Origin of the sequence: Sinorhizobium sp. BG8 (assembly GCF_016864555.1) — a bacterium.
Lineage (GTDB): Bacteria > Pseudomonadota > Alphaproteobacteria > Rhizobiales > Rhizobiaceae > BG8.
In genome coordinates this window covers 3,040,112-3,058,201 of the sequence record NZ_CP044011.1, presented here as the reverse complement: position 1 = coordinate 3,058,201, position 18,090 = coordinate 3,040,112, and the positions used below count along the sequence as shown (strand labels likewise).

Below are 18,090 nucleotides of genomic sequence, written 5' to 3'. Positions count from 1 at the left end.
GCTACGGGCTGCCTTCCCGGGCAGACTTCGCCCTTCGGCAAAGGCGCTCCAGCGTTTCAAGGAAGGCGGAACGGTCGCGCGCCGAGAAGGCGGCGTTGTAACCCTTGCTTTCTCCGGTTTCTCGCAGATGCGCACCGAGATCGCGCATCGCGCTCGCCATGCCGATGTTCGCCTTGTCGAAGACGCGCCCAGTGGGGCCGGTGACGAATGCATCCTTCCCGACGCATCGACCCGCAAGAGGCACGTCCGCGGTAACTACGATGTCGCCCTGTGAAACGTGATCGACGATCCAGTCGTCCGCAGCATCGAAGCTGCCGGAGACGATGATGTTGCGCACCAGCGGGTCGCGGGACGGGCGCAAGCCGGAATTGGCCACGAAGGTGACGCGGAACCCGTGGCGTTCCGCCACTTTCTGCACCTCGGCCTTCACCGGGCACGCATCCGCATCAACAAAGATATCGATCGTGTCCTCAGTCATGGTCTAGCCGGCCGCGTCGATGATCTGAACGAGCCGGTGCGTGACAAGCGCGCCGCGTGCGATCAATGTCTTGCGTATCGTTTGGTCCATCGTTCTCAATGCTTCGGTGTTCTCGCGGTTTTCGGCATTGCCGCATGAGTGGGCACACTATCACCTCACGTATCGCCCGGCCACCGAGGGGTGTCATCGGGCGGGAGAGGATTGGGACGCGGGCAACCCGCCGCCGTGACTACCCGCCCGCACCTTCATTCGGCAAGTTACCGCCTGTCGGGAGACACGCCGAGAGCGTTTTCCGCCGATGCCTGCGCATTGTCGCTGCCAGCGTCCGTATCGATCATGACGACATTCGGGTACGACGGTTCGCCGGTGAGCAATTGCGGGGCGCCAAGCGTAGACCGGCCGGCCAACAAACCATCCAGGTGAGGGGCCTGCAGTCCTTGGTCATACCCAGTGCCGTACGCTCCAACTGCCGTCGCCATGTCTTCCGTGGGCGCGTTCGAACCGCTCCCGATCGTCGCGCTTCCACTCGCGATGGCCGCAACGCCGACGCCGGCCGTCATCTTGGTGGAAGGTTTCCAGCGGCTGACATGGTTCGCATCGAAATTGGCGGCGGCCACCGGAAGAACGAGTATTGCGGCGGCCAGAACGGCACGTTGAATGGGCATGGAAGGGCTCCGGTGAAAAATCTCGCCGGAACCCTAGTGGCTCTGCCTTAATAAACCACGACGCTGCGGATGGATTTGCCTTCGTGCATCAGGTCAAAGCCCTTGTTGATGTCTTCGAGCGGCATCGTGTGCGTGATCATCGGATCGATCTGGATCTTGCCCTCCATGTACCAGTCGACGATCTTCGGAACGTCGGTCCGGCCGCGGGCGCCGCCAAAAGCCGTACCCATCCAGGAACGGCCGGTCACGAGCTGGAACGGACGGGTGGAGATTTCCTGCCCGGCACCGGCGACGCCGATCACGACCGACTTGCCCCAGCCGCGGTGCGAGGCTTCGAGTGCCTGGCGCATCACTTTGGTGTTGCCGGTGCAGTCGAATGTATAGTCAGCCCCACCGATCTGGTCCGCACCGCGCTTGGTCAGGTTGACGAGGTAGGGGACGATATCGCCATCAACTTCCTTCGGATTGACAAAGTGTGTCATTCCAAAGCGTTCGCCCCATTCCTTCTTGTCGTTGTTGAGGTCTACGCCGATGATCATGTCGGCACCGGCGAGGCGAAGTCCCTGGATCACGTTGAGGCCGATGCCGCCGAGACCGAACACGATTGCCGTGGAGCCGATTTCGACTTTGGCCGTGTTGATGACAGCGCCTATGCCCGTCGTGACACCGCAGCCGATGTAGCAGATCTTGTCGAACGGGGCGTCCGGATTGACCTTGGCGACAGCGATTTCCGGCAGAACCGTATAATTGGCGAAGGTCGAGCAACCCATGTAGTGGAAGATCTTGTCCTTGCCGATCGAGAAGCGGGAGGTGCCGTCCGGCATGAGGCCCTGGCCTTGGGTGGCGCGGATGGCGGTGCACAGATTGGTCTTGCGCGAGAGGCAGGAGGGGCAGGAGCGGCATTCCGGCGTATAGAGCGGGATGACATGGTCGCCCTTCTTGACCGAGGTCACGCCCGGGCCGACGTCGACCACGATACCGGCGCCTTCATGGCCGAGAATCGCCGGGAAAATGCCTTCCGGATCGGCCCCGGAGAGGGTGAACTCGTCGGTATGGCAGATGCCCGTGGCCTTGATTTCCACGAGCACCTCGCCCGCGCGCGGTCCCTCGAGTTGAACGGTCATGACTTCGAGTGGTTTGCCGGCTTGAACGGCGACTGCGGCGCGTACGTCCATCGTCTCTTACTCCATATGCCTGATGTGAGTCTTCGGGGCGGACCATTGCAGAGAGCGACCGTGGCCTCAACCCCGCCTGGGGAAAAACGTCAATCGCGGTCGCGCAACGTCAGTTTCGCGATCTCTGCCTCAAGCGCGGCTATCGCCGTACCCGTCTGTTCGTGCAGGGCTCTGATGTGATGGAGCTGCCGCATGATCGGATGGAGTTCGCTGTGGTGATTGGCGTCCTCGGGAGACTGGCCAATTCCCGCGATAAGCCAGGATGGGGAAACGCCCAGCACACCGGCGAGGAGATAGAGTGCATTCGTCCGCGGCTCGGCGTGGTCCCGTTCCCAGTCCGAGACCGTCTCCTGCGGAAGGCCCATCCGCGCGGCCAGATCGTCCAGCGACATGTTCAGGGCATCGCGCGCCCGCCAGATGCGGCCGCCGAGCGTGTCGCCATCCATGTGGCCGGAGCGAAAGGGAATAGTGTTGTCGTCTTCAGTATCTGTCATCGCGGTCCTCTGGAACGCCCCGGCCGCCGCGAAAAGGCATGAAGTGCATCCTCGCGTCGGTCTTACGCACGCCGTGCCCAGAGATGGGCAGAACGAAATCCGACGTGCTGCTTCGACAGGCAAGACTACAGACCCGTGCATGCGCTCGGCTATCCGGCTACGGCACAAATAGCTCCATCCGCGCCGCCGCCCTAGTTTGGCTCCCTCGAAACGTCCGTGAAATCTCGCGAATCCGGTTTCTGGGTTTTCGCACGTTGCCTCCCGCGCCGGATGCGGTAAGACAGGCTACGAACGGAATTTTCGATGGCCAGCATCCCGCAGCAAGCTCTCAATCGCCAAACAGACCCCCGCCGTGGGCTGGCTCTCATGGCCTCCGCCATGATGATCCTGCCGGTCATGGACGCGATCGCCAAGTACATGGCGACGATCCAGGACATGTCGCCGGCACAGGTCACCTTCTATCGTTTCTTCTTCCAGCTCGTCTGTACGCTTCCCTTGCTGTTCTTCCTCAAGGGCGCCACCTGGCGGGCGAAGCGGCCATGGATGAACCTCTTCAGAGGAATGATCCACGGGGCCGCCAGCCTGCTCTTCTTCGTTGCCGTCAAGTACATGCCGCTGGTCGACGTCCTGGCGATCTACTTCGTCGAGCCCTTCATCCTCACCGCCATGTCCGCGGTGCTGCTCGGCGAGAGAGTGGGATGGCGCCGCTGGCTTGCGATCGCCATCGGCTTCGGCGGCGCCTTGCTCGTGATCCAGCCGAGCTTCGCACTCTTTGGTCTCAAGTCTCTGCTGCCGTTCGGTTGCGCGGTGCTGTTCTCGATCTATCTCTTCCTGAACCGCGCCGCCGGGGATGCAGATGAACCGCTGACCATGCAGACCATCGCCGGGGTAGGCGGCTCGCTGTTCATGGGGGGCGCACTTCTTGCCGGCACCGCCGGCGGCATCGGCGATTTCGAGATGTCGCTGCCGCAGTCGCTCTGGACGCTTTTCCTGCTCCTCGTGCTCGGCGCCCTCTCGGGTTACGGGCATCTTCTCGTCGTCAGGGCATTCCGACTGGCGCCGCTCTCGGTGCTCGCTCCGTTCCAGTATCTGGAGATCATATCGGCGACCATCCTGGGCTATGCTCTGTTCGGCGAGTTCCCGACTCTTTCCAGGTGGCTGGGTATCGCGATCATCGTCGGATCGGGACTGTTCATCATCTGGCGCGAAAGGAAGAGCGGCATGCAGGAGGTGGCCACACCTGCTCCATAAGGAGACGAGGTCCTGTCTGCTCAGTTGTTGTTTTTCTTAAGAATTTGACCCTAGCATCCCCCGTCGGGCCACAATGGCCCGCGGAACAGGCTGTTGTCGACACTGCAATCCGTCATCGTCCTGCTGACGATCAATCTGGGCCTCATCTGGCTGCTGCTCGCAGCGCCGGTCGGCAAGCGGACACTTACGGTCCGGCGCTCATTTCGGGCGGGTGTCGATTCGATCCGGCCCGCGCTGGACCCGCGCGGTGAAAATTCCAATTGGTACCATGCGGTGCTGTCCAGCGATCGACTCGATGGCGGGCTGGTGCGCCAGCGCCTCACCCATCCCGACCGCAAGGGAGAACCCATCGTCAGGGTCCTGGAGGTTGCCGACGCGTCGAAGCCGGGCGAGGGGATCTTCACATACAGATCGCGCATCATCGAGGACAGCGCGCTCGATCCGTCCTTCTGGCAGCATTTCCGCGAAGTGCGCCGGCTCATGGCGACCAGCGGCGGGGCAATCGTCGAAGTGGAGCAGACGGATCGCTACCGGGGCCTCGCCTTCCTGCTCTACCGCTATTTCGCATTGTCGCGCGAACTGAAGGCGCTGGACGGCTGGCTGAAGACGGGGACCAGCAAACGAATCGCGACCTTCGAGCACCCTGTGACGCAAACCGGTTTGGCCGCGCTCTCGACCTTGCTCCTATGGCCGTTCTTCGGCCTGACCACGCATGGTTTGCTGCTGTCTACGATGCTGACCATTGTCATCGTGCTGCACGAGCTTGGTCATATGGCAGCCTATCGCGCCTTCGGCCACCAGCGGGTGCGCATGATCTTCGTGCCCTTCCTTGGCGGAATCGCGATCGGCGGCAGGCCCTATAATTCCCTGTTCGAGGTAGCGAGTTGCGCCCTGATGGGGCGGGGATCTCCGCATTCATGGTTCCCGTGACAATCGGCGCCCATGCGTTTGGTGCGTCCATGGTCAGTTCCATCGCATTGATCTTCCTGCTGATTCTCGGGGCGTTCAACCTGCTGAACCTGCTTCCGATGCACCGATTCGACGGCGGGCAGGTCTTGCGGCAAATCCTTCCAACCAGGAACGGGCTCGCAGCCGGGACCTTTGCGGTGACGCTCGCGATTCTCTGGGTCGGCTGGAGAATCGGTTTGCCCCCTGTGGCGTTGATCGCCGGGCTCGCCGTCTTCACGATTCTGAGTCTTTTCGCGCGCGGCCGAGCGATCAAGCCGCGCAGCGCATTGGAGCCAATCACCAGCCGCCAGCGGCTTGCGGTTTCGCTGGGACTTGCGGCCACGCTGTCCCTGCACGCCTATGCGATCGTTTTCGCCTGCGACCGGCTGTTCGGCTGACCCCACGAATCTCCGCAGGCCGGTTCGGCCCTCAGGCGCCATCCCTTTTGAGGTTGTCGTCGGCCACAGGCCCGAATACCTCTTCGAATGCGGAACGGATGCGCATGTCGACATCACTCATCATGACCGGGAGACCGAGGTCTACGAGGCTCGTGACACCGTAGCCGCGAATTCCGCAGGGGACGATGCCGTCGAAATGGCCGAGGTCGGGATCGACGTTGAGAGAAAATCCGTGGAAGCTCACCCAGCGTCTAAGTCTGATGCCGATCGCCGCGACCTTGTCCTCCGCCGGTGACCCGTCCGGCAGTGCGGGCCGTTCCGGACGGCGCACCCATACGCCCACGCGGTCCTCGCGCCGCTCCCCGCGGATATTCATGCGATCGAGCGTCTGGATGATCACTTCCTCGAGCGCGGCGACAAAGGCGCGTACGTCCTGCTTTCGGCGCTTCAGATCGAGCATGACGTAAACCACGCGCTGGCCGGGGCCGTGATAGGTGTACTCACCGCCGCGTCCGGTGGCGAATACCGGAAAGCGATCAGGCTCCACGAGATCGGTTTCGCTTGCGCTCGTTCCGGCGGTGTAGAGCGGAGGGTGTTCGACCAGCCAGACAAGCTCGTCCGCTTCGCCGTTGGCGATTGCGGCTGCCTCGCGCTCCATGGTTGCCACGGCCACATCATAGGGCGTGAGGCCGGGCTCGATTCTCCACCGTACGGGAGGGGAGCCGGGAGCCGTCAGCATGGAGGATCGTATGTCTGCGCGTTGCATTGGATATCCGTTCTTCTTGGCTGTCGCCCATATAGGGCCTTTTGCAAGAGATTTTGAGTGGCGAAACAGTGTCACGCACGAGCCTGTTGAAATTGTTTCGTTCGACGTCAAATTTCTGTCGTGATGGCCTTGTGCACCCCAGATGCTTTTGCTACATGCAGCCCCGCCGGAGCAATTCGGCACCTACCACGATGCGGTCGTGGCGGAATTGGTAGACGCGCAGCGTTGAGGTCGCTGTGGGGCAACCCGTGGAAGTTCGAGTCTTCTCGACCGCACCAAAAATCCCCAGCTTATCAATAGGTTCGCCTGTTTGATACGCGGGGATTTTTTGATTCTGGACTTGGCTTTCGATCTTCATGGCCTGCTGCTCGCGCATTGTCCGGACTGTGCCGATCTCCACGCGAAATCCACGCACCCTCGAGTTCACGACAGTCGAATTGGGCGGCAACCTTTTTACCCGCAATGGCGAATCGCAGCCGTCGAGAGGCGCAATTTGCTGACGATCGCGATGCGTTGCGATTCGTCGATTCCCGATCTGCATGGCTCCACAGGGGCAGTTGCGTGATTCAACCTTTTGAGTTGCTTTCCACATCGTTTGTGAACGACGAGCGAGGATGCGGGCGCGCGTCTGCGCGAGGAGGCCAGCGCATTGCGGGTCGCTGGGGCAGAGAAGATCTCGCAAGTCATTTCGCAGAGCCTGGCTGTCGAGCGCCATGGTCAAGGCTTTGTTAAGAAATATAGTTAAAACTTTAAATATCCCGCATCCGGGCCGGAACGAAACGATTTCGCTTGCCGTTTGAAGGGCAGGAAGGACCTCGTACGATGTTGAACTTGCTTATTGCCCAATTCACCACGAACCGCAGCGATGATACCGGCACGTTCGCGGACGGCATTGCCAATGTCCCGGATGTCGTGCTTGCCAGGCCCAGGCGCAAGGAGCGCACTTTTGCCCGGCATGAGGCAGACTACGGTGTGAGCCGTGTGGTCTCCGGAGCGCCGGTTCTCGGAATGGTCTGACCCGGCTCTCAACCCGGCGGCATTTCCGTTGGTGGCGACGGGCTTCAGTTTTCTCCGGCAGGTGCAAGGTCGCGTGGGGCGGGGCAGTCGGGCATGAGTCACACCCGCCAGACCTTCAGGCGGGTTTGTCATGGCAGTCTTGTTGTGCCCTATGGGAAGGTGCAGGGCAAGGCGCACCATTCTCCCTCTCTCTTTTTCTTTTTTTCTTGCTTCTTTGGTCTCGCGGCAGCGGAATCTAAGGGCTGACGGCATGGCGCAGCGGACATCCTGAGAAGTGCTCGGCGGGACTGTTGGGCGGGGGCAACGGCGATCTGCGACGCTCTTGGCGCAACATTCGGCCGCCGATCTCGGAAGTCTTGATGGACTTCGCCGACCGAACGACTACCATGGTGCGAGGTGAGTGGAGGATCACCGGCATTGTAAGGATCACCGAACATTTTGAGGTCGCTGGCAACATTTACGCCAGCGGCGTGGTCACAGACGAACTCGGCAATACAACCCACCAAGTAGTGCACTGAGGATTCGCATGGGCAAGATCAAATCATTGAGGACCAACGTCCATTGGACGAAGCCGGATTGCCGGTGGTCCTGCCCTGATGTTCTGGGAATTGTGCCTCTGGCCGGCGACCTGTGGATCGCTGGCATGATGAAGATCACCGGCACCATTGCTATGAGCGACGTTATTGCTCTGAGCGATGTTCCTGCGGGGCTCCGCCAGGAGGCGTCCGATCCTTCCCGCTGAGGCTATGAACGCTTCGAGTTACTCAACTGGACGACGGTGAGAACGATCGCTCGCCTGACCGCGGTTGGGACGGCATCGGAGGCCGCCTCTCGACCAATAGGCCTCACGCATTCGACGCCACAGGGCGAATTTCGGGTGTGTACAGCTTCGCGGGCTGCCTCAAGAAACCAGAATCGTCTTGCGAACCGAAGCGCATTGCATTGCTCACAATCGCCTCGGTGGCTGCGATCACTGAACGTAATGCGCCAAGAGCGATCCTGCGAATGCGGCCGTCAGCAAACTCAACATGAGTGCAACTCGAAGCCACCATCTTACGCGCGTGCGGCGTCCATCCCAATCATAGGCCATGACTGCTCTCCAACCCAGCAGCCCCCGCAGACACTGAACACCTCAGTCGTTGATGAATAGTTAACGACGCGTTTCGCCAAACGTTTCAATGCATCATTCTCGCCGCCAATTTGGGCGCGTTGAACAACGCCACTAAACTGAAAGAGGCTGCAAGGCCCCTGATTGCTTGCGTCAATGCTGTCGATGCCAACGTCGGGTGACTGGTCCCGTGAACCTTGAGCGGCCAAGGTGTTTCAAGTTGCGCGGCACAGGAACGGTCACCGGTGTGACAGATCGCTTCTTCTGCGAGCGGGAGCTCCTGTTCAGCCCGAGCGAGCATGCTGTGCGACCGTCACGCCGCTCCAGCCGGGTCGTCGATAGGGAGAAGGGCAGGGTCAAGCGGTTTGGGTTCATCCATGTCGCTATCGTCTTTAGGCTTTGCCGAATCGGGCTTGGTATCGGGCTCCGCGGGCTTTTCACGCGCAGGTCGAGGAAATGGATGGGCCATGGTTTCTCTCCTATGTCGTGACAACGAGCATCAACGGTTCACAGAGCCCCGCCGGTAACAGGGTTTACCGTCGGCTGTTCACTTTCGTCGCGTCCGCCGGCAGGCTGCACGGCGGGAGGCGCCTTTGACTGGTCATCCGGTTTGTTGTTCGTGCGCCGTGACCGATCCACATCGCGTGGCGACATCTGCTCTGGTGTCGCGTTGGCATCATTGGTTCCCGCGGTCTTGGTCATGATCGTTCTCACAACGTCTGCGATTCTTGTCATTGTCGGCCTCCTTCGGGGAGAGTGGAAAGGACCATCGCGCGTTCCGCTCGCAGCGGAAGCTACCGAAACAGGAAGTGCACAACGTCCCTCGTCTTCGTCAAACCGGGCGGATCGGGCAAGCGCGCAGGGTCTATCGATTTCTTCTTTTGTTCGTCGGTCGGTTTCGACGCGAGATCTGGCCGTACGTCCGGCTGGGCGGGCACTTTGTCGGAGTTGGAATCTGACACACGCATCGCGATTCTCCTTTGAAGGAAAACGGGTACGAGAGGCATTGGTTCCACGCCACGCCACGCCACCAGCGCGGCTCTCCGCCCGGCGGCGCACCGAAACTCTTCGGTCAGTTGCTGGAGGTGGGCAGGTGCTGCGGTATCACGTTTCAAGCATGACCAAGGCGTCGTCCGGCAAGGAACGTTGAAGCGCCTTGGCTTCCTCCCATGGCGCGGTGAGCCATGTTTCGATTTCAGTTTGCGTCGCGAGAATGGCTGGCATTGCCTTCTGGTGGATCGGCTCGACGATGCCGTTCGGTTCAGTCGTCAGGAAGCCGAAGAGATCGGCCTTGATCAGCCCGTCCTTGACCTTTCGTACGCTTTCCCATTGCGGCACCCAGATCCCGGCGAAGAACATCAGCGGTTCATCGTGATTGGCCGCGAACCATGCATTCGGCGTGCGGCCTCCCTCGGTCTTGCTTGCAGGGTCCGGCTCGGCGAAACGGGTGAACGGCACCACGCATCGGTTCTCTGGGCCGAGCCAACGCGTCCAGTGCTTGCTTGCGGTATTGCGAACGTTCGTCGTGCCAGCGTCCGGCTCCATCTTTAGCAACTCGTCGAAGTCGACGTCCTTGCCCTTGGCACGAAGCTTGTCGGCGCGCTTCGATGCGGCTTGATAGAGGGCTTGCCGGGAGGAGGGTAGGCCCCAGCGCACCATTGCCGCTTCGCGCCCCACGGGCGTGTTGCGTACGATCGGTGCGAAGCGGTCGGGATAGATGTCCATCGACGGTTCGAGGTTGCCGAGGTTGTCGACCATCGCGCGCGTCATCTCGCGGATCGCGAGCTGGTTCGTCGTGATGTTGTACAGGTTGCACATGTGCGGCCCTCCCAAAGGCATGCTGGCGGGTCAACACGCGGCGTGTCAATTGTGGGGCGTGATCAATGGCTGAAGTGTCCAAAGCGATTGCCGTTTCGATCTCCTCAATTTGCGGTCGGGGGGTCATGGTTGTAAGTTATGCTCCATGCAAATTGCTGTTCTCGCCGATATTCATGGGAACATATCCGCCCTTGAAGCTGTGCTTGATGACGTCGGCCGGCGCGGGGTCGATTTGATCGTCAACCTTGGTGATTGCGTTTCCGGCCCCCTGTGGCCGCGCGAGACATTTGAACGCCTGGAGCGGCTTGGTGCGCCGACGGTGAGAGGCAATCACGACCGTCAGGTTGCTGCGTTCGATTCAACCAAGGCCAATGCTTCCGATCGGTTCGCGTTCCAGGAGCTCAGCGAGGCTCAGCGCGCAGTTCTGGGACAGTTCCCTTTCAGTCGCAAGTTTGCCCCCGGCATTGTCGGTTTCCATGCGACGCCCGCCTACGATGACCGATATGTTCTGGACGAGATTGCATCAGGCGTCCTGGTGCGCGCTCCGATGGGGAAAATCGTCAGACGCTTGGGAGACATTGCGGAAAAGCTCGTTATTCTCGGCCATAGTCATCGACCAGATCTTGTCCGGCTTCCTAGCGGAACAATTGTCATGAACCCCGGGAGCGTTGGGTGTCCTGCTTATTTTGATCCCACCGGGCAAGCTCATGCTTCCGAGTCCGGCACGCCACACGCGCGCTATGCCATCGTTGATACGGTCGACGGTGGAGATCCTTCGATAGAGTTTGTGGCTCTTGCTTATGACTACGAAGCCGCCGCATGCCGAGCCGAAACGAATGACCGGCCTGACTGGGCGCACGCACTGCGCACGGGATTCATGCCTCACGCGGGGATTTAGCGAGGATGGCGGACCAAGCCACAAAGGCTCGAAATCTGCGATGAGCAGAAGCGCCAGTTGAGGTCGAAGGTAACCGGCTATGGGCGGAGAATTGATTGAGGATGATTACTTCCGCTTTTTACTTTCCGAGAATTGTTCATTTACAAAAATGAAATGCTGGTATGGCAACTAGGGAAGAACTATACGGCTGATTTGCAAATGAAATACGCGCGGTGCGCGAGTGTACACGCGTAGGTTTTGTGGCAGGGCCGTGTCGCTGGGAAACGTGGGAAAGTGAATACTTGTTTACGCAGCAGCAATTGACGTCAATCCTTTCCTCCCTTCCAGACCCGGCATTCATCCTCACCCGCAGTGGCCGATATGCCGCCATATTCGGCGGCAAGGACGTCAGGCACTATCACGACGGTAGCGGTCTCGTCGGGAAAAGCATGTTTGAAGTTTTGAAAGAGGAGAAGGCACGGTGGTTCGCTGCCGAAATCGAGAAGGCGCTGGAAAGTGGTGTCCTCCATATCGTCGAATACGAACTCAGCGGTAGCGATGTCAAAGGAGCCGGCGAAGGCCCGACCGATTCCATATGGTTTGAAGGGCGTGTTCAGGCGCTGAGCTTTCTGGTGGAGGGCGAGGCTGCCGTCGTCTGGGTGGCCAGCAACATCACCGAGAAGAATGAGGTGCAGCACAAACTGCGCCAACTGAGCGAAACGGACGCCCTGACGGGGCTATACAATCGACGGAAGCTGATTGAGACCCTGGATCAGCGGTTGGCGGTGTTTGAGCGTGAGAGGACTCAGACTTCGGTGCTCGTTTTCGATCTCGACAATTTCAAGCGGCTGAATGACGAGATGGGGCACCATGCGGGCGACGCGGCCCTCGTGGAAATTGCCCAATTGTGCCGCCAACATCTGCGCCAGAGCGACGTGATTGCCCGTTTCGGGGGGACGAGTTCGTGGTTGTGATGCCCGGCACCTCTCGTGGCGATGCGTTCGAAATCGCGGAGCGACTGCGCGAGCACGTGCCGCTCGCCCTCAGGGAAAACTTGCGTTACGAATCGACGATCAGCGGCGGTGTGAGCGAATTCGATTCGCCGGATCGCTTTTCCAGCGACATACTGAAACGCGCTGACGAGGGGCTGTATCTGTCGAAGCGGGCCGGCCGCAATCGCGTGTCGGCTCTGTAAATGCCCGTGCAGGCGATATTCTGGTTACGCTAAATTTGTTCAGGCGTTCAATTCGGACATTCGGCACCCGTCGCCACCCAGGCGGCGATCAGCGCGGCAAAGGTTTCCTGTGAGCCGGGTGGGATACTGCGTCCTTCACCGGGATGCCACGCCCAGCCGACCAGATGATCCTCTCCCATGTGTTTTATAAGATCGGCATGGGAGCGGTTGCCGTTCCGCTCCGTATCCTTCACCTGCTCGCAGATCTGTCCCACCGTCAGACCCTGCCAGGCCATGCTCGCCGGCGCCAATGACCAGTGCGCATTGCCCGGGATGGATTTTATGCGACTGCCGACGATTGGCCGATTTTCGTCCCCGTGACATGTGCTGCAGACAAGTCCGGCCGGACCAAGCGAGCTCTCCTCGGCGATAATCAAGGGCACATGCGGATGCATTTCTTCGCCCTGCGTCGGGCTGCGGGTTGCCGGATGGCAGTTGATGCAGCGCGGGTGCGTCATGACGCGGCTCGCCTCTGCAAAGATGGCCTTCGAGCGCTCGGTGGCATTCGAAATTGCATCGAAGTCCGAGACGGCCTTGAGCTGGCCGCCACCCGATGTTTGGGCATGGCCCATCAAAGGCCCAATGCCGGCAAGGGTACCGCTCACGGCCAGAACCGTAACGAGCGGCAGAACGCCAATCCGCCTGGTCACGGTCACACCCTCCGAAGTTCGTTCTGGTCGATCGGAAGCGACCGCAATCGCTTGCCGGTTGCCGCGAAGATCGCATTGAGAAGCGATGGTGCGACACCAGGAGTGCCTACCTCGCCGATGCCGCCCGGCGGCTCGGAGCTTGGAACGATGTGCACCTCGATTTTCGGCATCTCGTGCATCCTGACGACGGGGGAATCGTCGAAGTTGCCCTCGACGACGGCGCCGTTCTCAACCGTGATGCGGCCATAGAGAGCAGCGCTGAGACCGTAGACGATACCGCTCTCGATCTGCGCCTCGACAGTGTCCGGATTGATCGCCTGGCCGCAGTCGACGGCGCATACGATGCGCTGCGTGCTGAGGCTCCCGTCATCCGTCACGCTTACCTCGGAAATCATTGCAGCAAAGCTCCCGAAGTCTTCCAGGATGGCGATTCCTCTACCCTTGCCGCTTGCAAGTGCGGTGGTCCAGCCGACCTTTTCCGCCGCAAGGTTGAGGACCCCGAGGAGACGCGGCTTATGACCAAGCAGCCGCTTGCGATACTCGAGCGGATCGGCGCCGGCGAGATGGGCCAGTTCATCGATGGCTCCCTCGATCGGCGGGATGTTGCGCGTGGCGCCGACGCCGCGCCAGTTTCCCGTCAGCATGCCGTCGGGAGCTTCGTGGCGGACGAATTCCGTGTGCCTGTTGGGGATTGCGTAGGGCGACTCGGCGCCCGTCATGATGTCGAGATCTATGCCCTCACGCGTGAATGCGGGCATCCAGCGCGCCATCACCGATGGCCCGATGACCTGGTGCCGCCAGGAGAGGGGCGTGCCGTCCGTATTCAGCGTCGCGGTTACCTTGCTGTAGTTGAGATAGCGGTAGCAGTCGTGCCGGATGTCCTCCTCGCGGCTCCAGGTGATCTTGACCGGACCGTCGACCTGTTTTGCGATCTTCGCCGCCACGATCACGCCGTCGACATCAAGCCTGCGTCCAAATCCGCCGCCGAGCAGGTGATTGTGCACAACGACCTTTTCCACCGGCAGGCCCGTGACTTCGGCAACCGCCTGCCTGGCGCGCCCCATCACCTGCGTGCCCACCCATACCTCGCAGCCATCGTTTCTGACGTGAAGGGTGCAGTTCATCGGCTCCATGGCCGTGTGCGTAAGGATCGGAAGCCGGTAGACGAATTCGTGAGCAGGCCCGTGTTCGGCCTCAGCCTTCGTGACGTCGCCTTCATTGATGGCTTGCAGACCTTTGGAACCGATTGCCTCGTCCGCCCGCCTTTCCAGTTCTGACAGCGAAAGACCGGCGCTCGGGCCAGGATCCCATGCGACGGTGAGCGCTGCGAGGCCCTTCCGGGCAGCGCCGGTATTGTCGGCCACGACAGCGACGGCATCGTCAGTCCGGACGACCTGCTTGACGCCCTTGACCGCCATTGCAGGTCCTTCCTCCACCGAGCGCAGTTTTCCGCCGAAGTGGGGACAGATCGTGATCGCCGCGTAGGACACGCCTTCCGGGCGGGCGTCGATGCCGAATTTTGCCGTTCCGTTGACCTTTTCCGGACTGTCGAGGCGACGGACGGACTGACCGATCAGCCTGAAATCGGACGCCGGTTTCAGCGGGACTTCCTCCGGCACCGTTTCCGAGGCCGCAGCCTCGATCAGGCTGCCGTAAGCCGCGCTGCGGCCGCTTGCGCCGTGGACGACTTTTCCGGCCTCGGCCTTGCATGTGTCCGGTGCGACGTTCCAGCCACGCGCGGCCGTATTGATCAACATGACGCGTGCGGTGGCACCTGCCTTGCGCATCTGTTCGTAGATGGCGCGGATGGATAGCGACCCGCCGGTGATCTGGTCGCCCAGGAACGGGTTCGCGTAGCGTGAAGGATCTGCCGGTGCGTGCTCCAGCTCCACCTGATCGAGGGTAACTTCCAGCTCTTCGGCCAACAGCATCGCGACAGCGGTATAGATGCCTTGCCCCATCTCCACGGACGGCATGACAAAGACGATCTTTCCTTCGGCAGGGATGCGAATGAAGGGGTTGGGCTCAAGCATTGCAGCGGCAGCGGACGAGGGCGAAGGCCTCAAGCCTATGACGAGGCCCGCACCTGTCAGAGTTGCGCCGATCAGAAAGTGTCGGCGGGAAACAGCGAGATTGGCTCTATCGTGGATGGACATCGCACTTACCTCGCCTCCGCAGCCAGCTTGATGGCGGCGCGAATCCGCTGATACGTGCCGCATCGACAGATATTTCCGGCCATGACCGCATCGATATCATCGTCGGTCGGCGACGAATTGGCGGCGAGGAGGGCTGCGGCGGACATGATCTGTCCTGACTGACAGTAACCGCACTGGACGACATCGATGTCCAGCCACGCTTTCTGTATCCGAGCGCCTTCCTCGGTTTCGCCGATCGCTTCGATCGTGGTAACCGGCTTGTCCACCGCATCGGCAACCGGCATGACGCACGATCGCACGGGCAGCCCATCGACATGGACCGTGCAGGCGCCGCACATGGCGATCCCACAGCCGAATTTCGTTCCGGTGAGACCAATGGTGTCGCGCAGTACCCACAAGAGAGGAATGTCGCCATCCACATCGATGGCATACTTCTTGCCATTGACTAAAAGGTCATAAGCCATGTGATTTTTCGGCTGAAAGCCGTTCCCCGAACGTTCATGCAGCGGCTCTACGCTAACAGCAGGGCCGGGGAGCCAGCCAATTACTTTTTTGTGAAGGCAGGCTGCGGGCTAATCCAGATCGCCCATCTTGACGGTTGGATTGCGTCCTGAATCGGCGACCGCTCCGCTCGTCGAAGCCGCTCCCGGCGGCCCCCTTGACCTTTGGCGAGGTGCAACGGCCAGACACCACATCGTCGCCCCTGCCGGCACCTTGTGATGCCGTTCTCAGACACGTTGAAACCCGGTGCACGGATGCGACCGGGTTTCCAGCAATCTCGCTCTTCGTTTGATCTGAAGCCGGGCGATGGGCCCCGTTCCTGTCCGAGGTCCGTACGCCTAGCGGCAAACCGTTGTCTTCTTCACCACTTCGCGGTCATCCGTTTCCCGCTTGACCGTCTTGGTCACACAACGCTGGCTATCGTCGTATGTTCGCACTGCGATCCCTCGATCGGTGATGACAAGACCCGGCTGTACTTCCCGATGTTCGACCACTCTTTTCTTGGTGACCACTACCGTTTCGGCCATTGCGGGCATGCTGAAGGAGACCATCACAGCCAACCCCAGTGCAGACGTAGCAATGAGCTTTTTCATTGTGTTACCTCCGTTAGTTCTCATGGAGGGGTAACGTATTCGTGCCACAGTTGTTCCATCGCGATTTCGCGAACGGGGTGACGATCACTCCTTGATCTCTTCCGTTACCACTTCAAATCGGGCAAGCGTCGTGGGGCCGAAGTTCGTGGAGAGTGCGACATCCGTTGCGTCGCGGCCCGTGCCCATAAGGATCCGGCCGATCCGCGGCGTATTGTGGCGGGCATCCACGGTGTGCCAGTGGCCACCGAGAAACACCTCGAACCAGGCGCTGAAATCCATGGGTGCGGGGTCCGGCGGCACGCCTATGTCCCCGAGGTATCCCGTACAGTAGCGGGCGGGGATGTTCATGCAGCGGCAGAGCGTAATCGCGAGATGCGCGAAGTCCCGGCATACGCCCATCCTCTCGGTAAAGCCGCCATAGGCCGTGCGCGTTGCGTCGGCCTTCTGATAGTCGAAACGGATGTGGCCGTGAACGAAGTCGGCTATGGCCTGGACGCGTGGCCAGCCGGATTGGGTGGTCGCAAATCGTGACCAAGCGAAATCACCAAGACGGTCGGTGTCGCAGTATCGGCTGCCGAGAAGGAAGACCAGAACCTCGTCGGGGAGGTCCTGGATCTCGTGCTGGATGGCGTCGTACGGAACGACGTCCGGCTGGCCGCTGTCGTAAATTTCGAAATCCGTCGAGATAAGCGTGAGACCCGCCGGGGCGACGATGCGCGTGCACGCGTTACCGAACGCATCCACATAGCCCCACGCCTCGATCGGTTGATTGAAGGACAAGACCTGATCAGTCAGAAGGTCGACCCGGCGGGAGGGATGTATGTCGAGGGCAAGCAGCATCGGGGTAGGCTTGGGGCATTCGTAACCCAGGATGAAACCGGCATGTATCCTCATCTGCTTGCCTCGCGTTCGATCCGTAACCTCACCGGTCGGGAGGCGTGTCAGGGAACGCGGGCGGCGGCCATCGGTTCCACTGTTCAGGCGGTCGTCTGCCTTCCGGAGGACGAGACTGGTTCTGTCGTCACATTCACTTGCACCGACATATCATTGAAATCGCTAGATTCTCCGTCGTAGCTTCCCGACAGCGGGATTGCCTGACGGGGGTCGCGCGCCACGCCGACGCGGATAAGGTCGCGGTTGCCCACGATGCCGTTTGTCGGATCGAACTCCACCCATCCGGCACCGGGCAGGTAGATCTGGCACCAGGCGTGCGTCGAGCCGCCGCCAAGCGTAGTCGTTCCATCGCGATCGGGGACATAGATGTAGCCTGTGACGAAGCGGGCAGCGAGGCCCAGCGCCCGCGCGGCTTCCATCATCAACAGGGCGAAGTCGCGACAGGTTCCCCGGCGAAGCTCCAGTGTCAGCTGGGGCGGCTGCGTTCCATGCTCGGAGCGTCGCGCGTAGGAAAAGCTCTGGTGGATTGCGTAACAGAGCGTCATCAGGAGGTGCCCGGTTTCCGTCGCGTGCCCGACGCGTATGAACTGGCGAGCCCAGCGTCCTACCTCGTCGCTCGTATCCGGATAGTGGCGGGCGATCGTGCATTCGAGGTCCGTAAGCTCGTCGGAATCATAGGAAAACGGGTAGGTCAGGGCTTCGTCGTCTATTCGAAGATCGAGGGCGACTTGCGGGGTGTGATCCAGCCGGATCCGGGATTCGAAGACGAGTTCGTTCGATGGGCGGCTGAAGTTGATCATGGCGACGCAATTGCCGAAGACATCGTGAATCCAGCGGATTTCATTTGGTCCCGGAGAGACGATGAGGTTGGCATCGAGCAGCCTCTGGTCAAAGCTGTCGCGGGGGCGGAACATCATCCGGTGCTGGCCGAACTCGACCGGTCGCCAGTAGCTGTAACGGGTGATGTGCCGTACGGCAAAAATCGTCATGGCTGGTGCCCCACTTCCGGCCGGCTTGGCGCCAGGATACGAACCTGCGGCATTCTGCCTGACAGGGGCGATCTTGTC

21 protein-coding genes and 1 tRNA gene are annotated in these 18,090 nt (G+C 60.8%); 9 read left to right on the top strand and 13 right to left on the bottom strand.

The annotated features are described in order from the left end of the window. Position 1: 1 nt before the first annotated feature. The 4 genes from F3Y30_RS14480 to F3Y30_RS14465 all read right to left on the bottom strand — a co-directional run bounded on the left by F3Y30_RS14480 (position 2) and on the right by F3Y30_RS14465 (position 2,812). Positions 2-478: a YaiI/YqxD family protein gene (locus tag F3Y30_RS14480; protein ID WP_203423365.1), complete on the bottom strand. Its 477-nt coding sequence runs from the start codon at positions 476-478 to the stop codon at positions 2-4. Positions 479-735: 257 nt separating this feature from the next. Beyond that, a complete protein-coding gene (locus tag F3Y30_RS14475; protein ID WP_203423364.1) occupies positions 736-1,143 on the bottom strand; it encodes a hypothetical protein in 408 nt (135 codons plus the stop codon). A gap of 47 nt (positions 1,144-1,190) precedes the next feature. Further along, positions 1,191-2,318: an S-(hydroxymethyl)glutathione dehydrogenase/class III alcohol dehydrogenase gene (locus tag F3Y30_RS14470; protein WP_203423363.1), complete on the bottom strand. Its 1,128-nt coding sequence runs from the start codon at positions 2,316-2,318 to the stop codon at positions 1,191-1,193. Between the two features lie 89 nt (positions 2,319-2,407). Next, positions 2,408-2,812: a helix-turn-helix transcriptional regulator gene (locus tag F3Y30_RS14465; protein WP_203423362.1), complete on the bottom strand. Its 405-nt coding sequence runs from the start codon at positions 2,810-2,812 to the stop codon at positions 2,408-2,410. Positions 2,813-3,115: 303 nt separating this feature from the next. Here F3Y30_RS14465 and F3Y30_RS14460 point away from each other — a divergent pair, with 303 nt between their 5' ends. The 3 genes from F3Y30_RS14460 to F3Y30_RS26400 all read left to right on the top strand — a co-directional run bounded on the left by F3Y30_RS14460 (position 3,116) and on the right by F3Y30_RS26400 (position 5,409). Beyond that, the gene (locus tag F3Y30_RS14460) at positions 3,116-4,063 is read left to right on the top strand and encodes a DMT family transporter (RefSeq protein WP_203423361.1); all 948 of its coding nucleotides are present in this window, start codon (positions 3,116-3,118) and stop codon (positions 4,061-4,063) included. 93 nt (positions 4,064-4,156) lie between these two features. Further along, positions 4,157-4,993 carry a hypothetical protein gene (locus tag F3Y30_RS14455; protein ID WP_246752750.1) on the top strand — a complete coding sequence of 279 codons (837 nt, stop codon included), beginning with the start codon at positions 4,157-4,159 and terminating at the stop codon, positions 4,991-4,993. Then, positions 4,981-5,409, top strand: a complete 429-nt coding sequence (locus F3Y30_RS26400; protein ID WP_246752749.1) for a hypothetical protein — start codon at positions 4,981-4,983, stop codon at positions 5,407-5,409. Before F3Y30_RS14455 ends, F3Y30_RS26400 begins: the two co-directional genes overlap by 13 nt. A gap of 31 nt (positions 5,410-5,440) precedes the next feature. Here F3Y30_RS26400 and lipB read toward each other — a convergent pair whose 3' ends face one another. After that, positions 5,441-6,175, bottom strand: coding sequence for a lipoyl(octanoyl) transferase LipB (lipB, locus tag F3Y30_RS14450; protein ID WP_203423360.1), 735 nt, complete (start codon positions 6,173-6,175; stop codon positions 5,441-5,443). Between the two features lie 193 nt (positions 6,176-6,368). On the opposite strand from lipB, the gene F3Y30_RS14445 reads away from it, so the two are divergent. The 3 genes from F3Y30_RS14445 (at position 6,369) to F3Y30_RS14435 (ending at position 7,934) form a co-directional block, all read left to right on the top strand. Further along, positions 6,369-6,453: transfer RNA gene (locus F3Y30_RS14445), tRNA-Leu, on the top strand. Positions 6,454-6,997: 544 nt separating this feature from the next. Further along, positions 6,998-7,192 carry a hypothetical protein gene (locus F3Y30_RS14440; RefSeq protein ID WP_203423359.1) on the top strand — a complete coding sequence of 65 codons (195 nt, stop codon included), beginning with the start codon at positions 6,998-7,000 and terminating at the stop codon, positions 7,190-7,192. Positions 7,193-7,718: 526 nt separating this feature from the next. Further along, complete coding sequence (locus F3Y30_RS14435; protein ID WP_203423358.1) at positions 7,719-7,934, top strand: hypothetical protein; 216 nt, start codon at positions 7,719-7,721, stop codon at positions 7,932-7,934. A gap of 873 nt (positions 7,935-8,807) precedes the next feature. Here the strand turns inward: F3Y30_RS14435 and F3Y30_RS14430 are convergent. Both F3Y30_RS14430 and F3Y30_RS14425 read right to left on the bottom strand, forming a co-directional pair. Continuing rightward, entirely contained in the window at positions 8,808-9,035 is a 228-nt protein-coding gene (locus F3Y30_RS14430; protein ID WP_246752748.1) for a hypothetical protein, read from the bottom strand. Between the two features lie 369 nt (positions 9,036-9,404). After that, complete coding sequence (locus F3Y30_RS14425; protein WP_203423357.1) at positions 9,405-10,118, bottom strand: SOS response-associated peptidase; 714 nt, start codon at positions 10,116-10,118, stop codon at positions 9,405-9,407. Between the two features lie 145 nt (positions 10,119-10,263). Here F3Y30_RS14425 and F3Y30_RS14420 point away from each other — a divergent pair, with 145 nt between their 5' ends. The 3 genes from F3Y30_RS14420 (at position 10,264) to F3Y30_RS26395 (ending at position 12,190) form a co-directional block, all read left to right on the top strand. Further along, positions 10,264-11,016: a metallophosphoesterase family protein gene (locus F3Y30_RS14420; RefSeq protein WP_203423356.1), complete on the top strand. Its 753-nt coding sequence runs from the start codon at positions 10,264-10,266 to the stop codon at positions 11,014-11,016. Positions 11,017-11,297: 281 nt separating this feature from the next. Then, positions 11,298-11,969 carry a sensor domain-containing diguanylate cyclase gene (locus F3Y30_RS14415; RefSeq protein WP_246752747.1) on the top strand — a complete coding sequence of 224 codons (672 nt, stop codon included), beginning with the start codon at positions 11,298-11,300 and terminating at the stop codon, positions 11,967-11,969. Beyond that, positions 11,969-12,190 carry a hypothetical protein gene (locus tag F3Y30_RS26395; RefSeq protein ID WP_246752983.1) on the top strand — a complete coding sequence of 74 codons (222 nt, stop codon included), beginning with the start codon at positions 11,969-11,971 and terminating at the stop codon, positions 12,188-12,190. Before F3Y30_RS14415 ends, F3Y30_RS26395 begins: the two co-directional genes overlap by 1 nt. 47 nt (positions 12,191-12,237) lie before the next feature. On the opposite strand, the gene F3Y30_RS14410 is transcribed toward F3Y30_RS26395, so the two are convergent. From F3Y30_RS14410 to F3Y30_RS14385, 6 genes are all read right to left on the bottom strand, one after another. Further along, positions 12,238-12,879 (bottom strand): Isoquinoline 1-oxidoreductase subunit, encoded by a 642-nt coding sequence (locus F3Y30_RS14410; protein ID WP_203423355.1) that lies wholly within the window; start codon positions 12,877-12,879, stop codon positions 12,238-12,240. 2 nt (positions 12,880-12,881) lie between these two features. Continuing rightward, the gene (locus F3Y30_RS14405; protein WP_203423354.1) at positions 12,882-15,035 is read right to left on the bottom strand and encodes a molybdopterin cofactor-binding domain-containing protein; all 2,154 of its coding nucleotides are present in this window, start codon (positions 15,033-15,035) and stop codon (positions 12,882-12,884) included. A 5-nt stretch (positions 15,036-15,040) separates the two neighbouring features. After that, a complete protein-coding gene (locus F3Y30_RS14400) occupies positions 15,041-15,499 on the bottom strand; it encodes a (2Fe-2S)-binding protein (RefSeq protein ID WP_203423353.1) in 459 nt (152 codons plus the stop codon). Positions 15,500-15,874: 375 nt separating this feature from the next. Further along, positions 15,875-16,129 carry a hypothetical protein gene (locus F3Y30_RS14395; protein WP_203423352.1) on the bottom strand — a complete coding sequence of 85 codons (255 nt, stop codon included), beginning with the start codon at positions 16,127-16,129 and terminating at the stop codon, positions 15,875-15,877. Positions 16,130-16,213: 84 nt separating this feature from the next. Then, a complete protein-coding gene (locus F3Y30_RS14390; protein WP_203423351.1) occupies positions 16,214-17,023 on the bottom strand; it encodes a transglutaminase family protein in 810 nt (269 codons plus the stop codon). An 83-nt stretch (positions 17,024-17,106) separates the two neighbouring features. Further along, a complete protein-coding gene (locus tag F3Y30_RS14385) occupies positions 17,107-18,012 on the bottom strand; it encodes a transglutaminase family protein (protein WP_203423350.1) in 906 nt (301 codons plus the stop codon). Positions 18,013-18,090: the final 78 nt, after the last annotated feature.

Coding starts and splice junctions, on each gene's coding strand:
- F3Y30_RS14480 (WP_203423365.1), bottom strand. CDS start 478: ATGACTGAGGACACGATCGATATCTTTGTTGATGCGGATGCGTGCCCG.
- F3Y30_RS14430 (WP_246752748.1), bottom strand. CDS start 9,035: ATGACAAGAATCGCAGACGTTGTGAGAACGATCATGACCAAGACCGCG.
- F3Y30_RS14400 (WP_203423353.1), bottom strand. CDS start 15,499: ATGGCTTATGACCTTTTAGTCAATGGCAAGAAGTATGCCATCGATGTG.
- F3Y30_RS26395 (WP_246752983.1), top strand. CDS start 11,969: ATGCCCGGCACCTCTCGTGGCGATGCGTTCGAAATCGCGGAGCGACTG.
- F3Y30_RS14460 (WP_203423361.1), top strand. CDS start 3,116: ATGGCCAGCATCCCGCAGCAAGCTCTCAATCGCCAAACAGACCCCCGC.
- F3Y30_RS14475 (WP_203423364.1), bottom strand. CDS start 1,143: ATGCCCATTCAACGTGCCGTTCTGGCCGCCGCAATACTCGTTCTTCCG.
- F3Y30_RS14385 (WP_203423350.1), bottom strand. CDS start 18,012: ATGACGATTTTTGCCGTACGGCACATCACCCGTTACAGCTACTGGCGA.
- F3Y30_RS14425 (WP_203423357.1), bottom strand. CDS start 10,118: ATGTGCAACCTGTACAACATCACGACGAACCAGCTCGCGATCCGCGAG.
- F3Y30_RS14405 (WP_203423354.1), bottom strand. CDS start 15,035: ATGTCCATCCACGATAGAGCCAATCTCGCTGTTTCCCGCCGACACTTT.
- F3Y30_RS14440 (WP_203423359.1), top strand. CDS start 6,998: ATGTTGAACTTGCTTATTGCCCAATTCACCACGAACCGCAGCGATGAT.
- F3Y30_RS14465 (WP_203423362.1), bottom strand. CDS start 2,812: ATGACAGATACTGAAGACGACAACACTATTCCCTTTCGCTCCGGCCAC.
- F3Y30_RS14420 (WP_203423356.1), top strand. CDS start 10,264: ATGCAAATTGCTGTTCTCGCCGATATTCATGGGAACATATCCGCCCTT.
- F3Y30_RS14470 (WP_203423363.1), bottom strand. CDS start 2,318: ATGGACGTACGCGCCGCAGTCGCCGTTCAAGCCGGCAAACCACTCGAA.
- F3Y30_RS14435 (WP_203423358.1), top strand. CDS start 7,719: ATGGGCAAGATCAAATCATTGAGGACCAACGTCCATTGGACGAAGCCG.
- lipB (WP_203423360.1), bottom strand. CDS start 6,175: ATGCAACGCGCAGACATACGATCCTCCATGCTGACGGCTCCCGGCTCC.
- F3Y30_RS14395 (WP_203423352.1), bottom strand. CDS start 16,129: ATGAAAAAGCTCATTGCTACGTCTGCACTGGGGTTGGCTGTGATGGTC.
- F3Y30_RS26400 (WP_246752749.1), top strand. CDS start 4,981: ATGGTTCCCGTGACAATCGGCGCCCATGCGTTTGGTGCGTCCATGGTC.
- F3Y30_RS14390 (WP_203423351.1), bottom strand. CDS start 17,023: ATGAGGATACATGCCGGTTTCATCCTGGGTTACGAATGCCCCAAGCCT.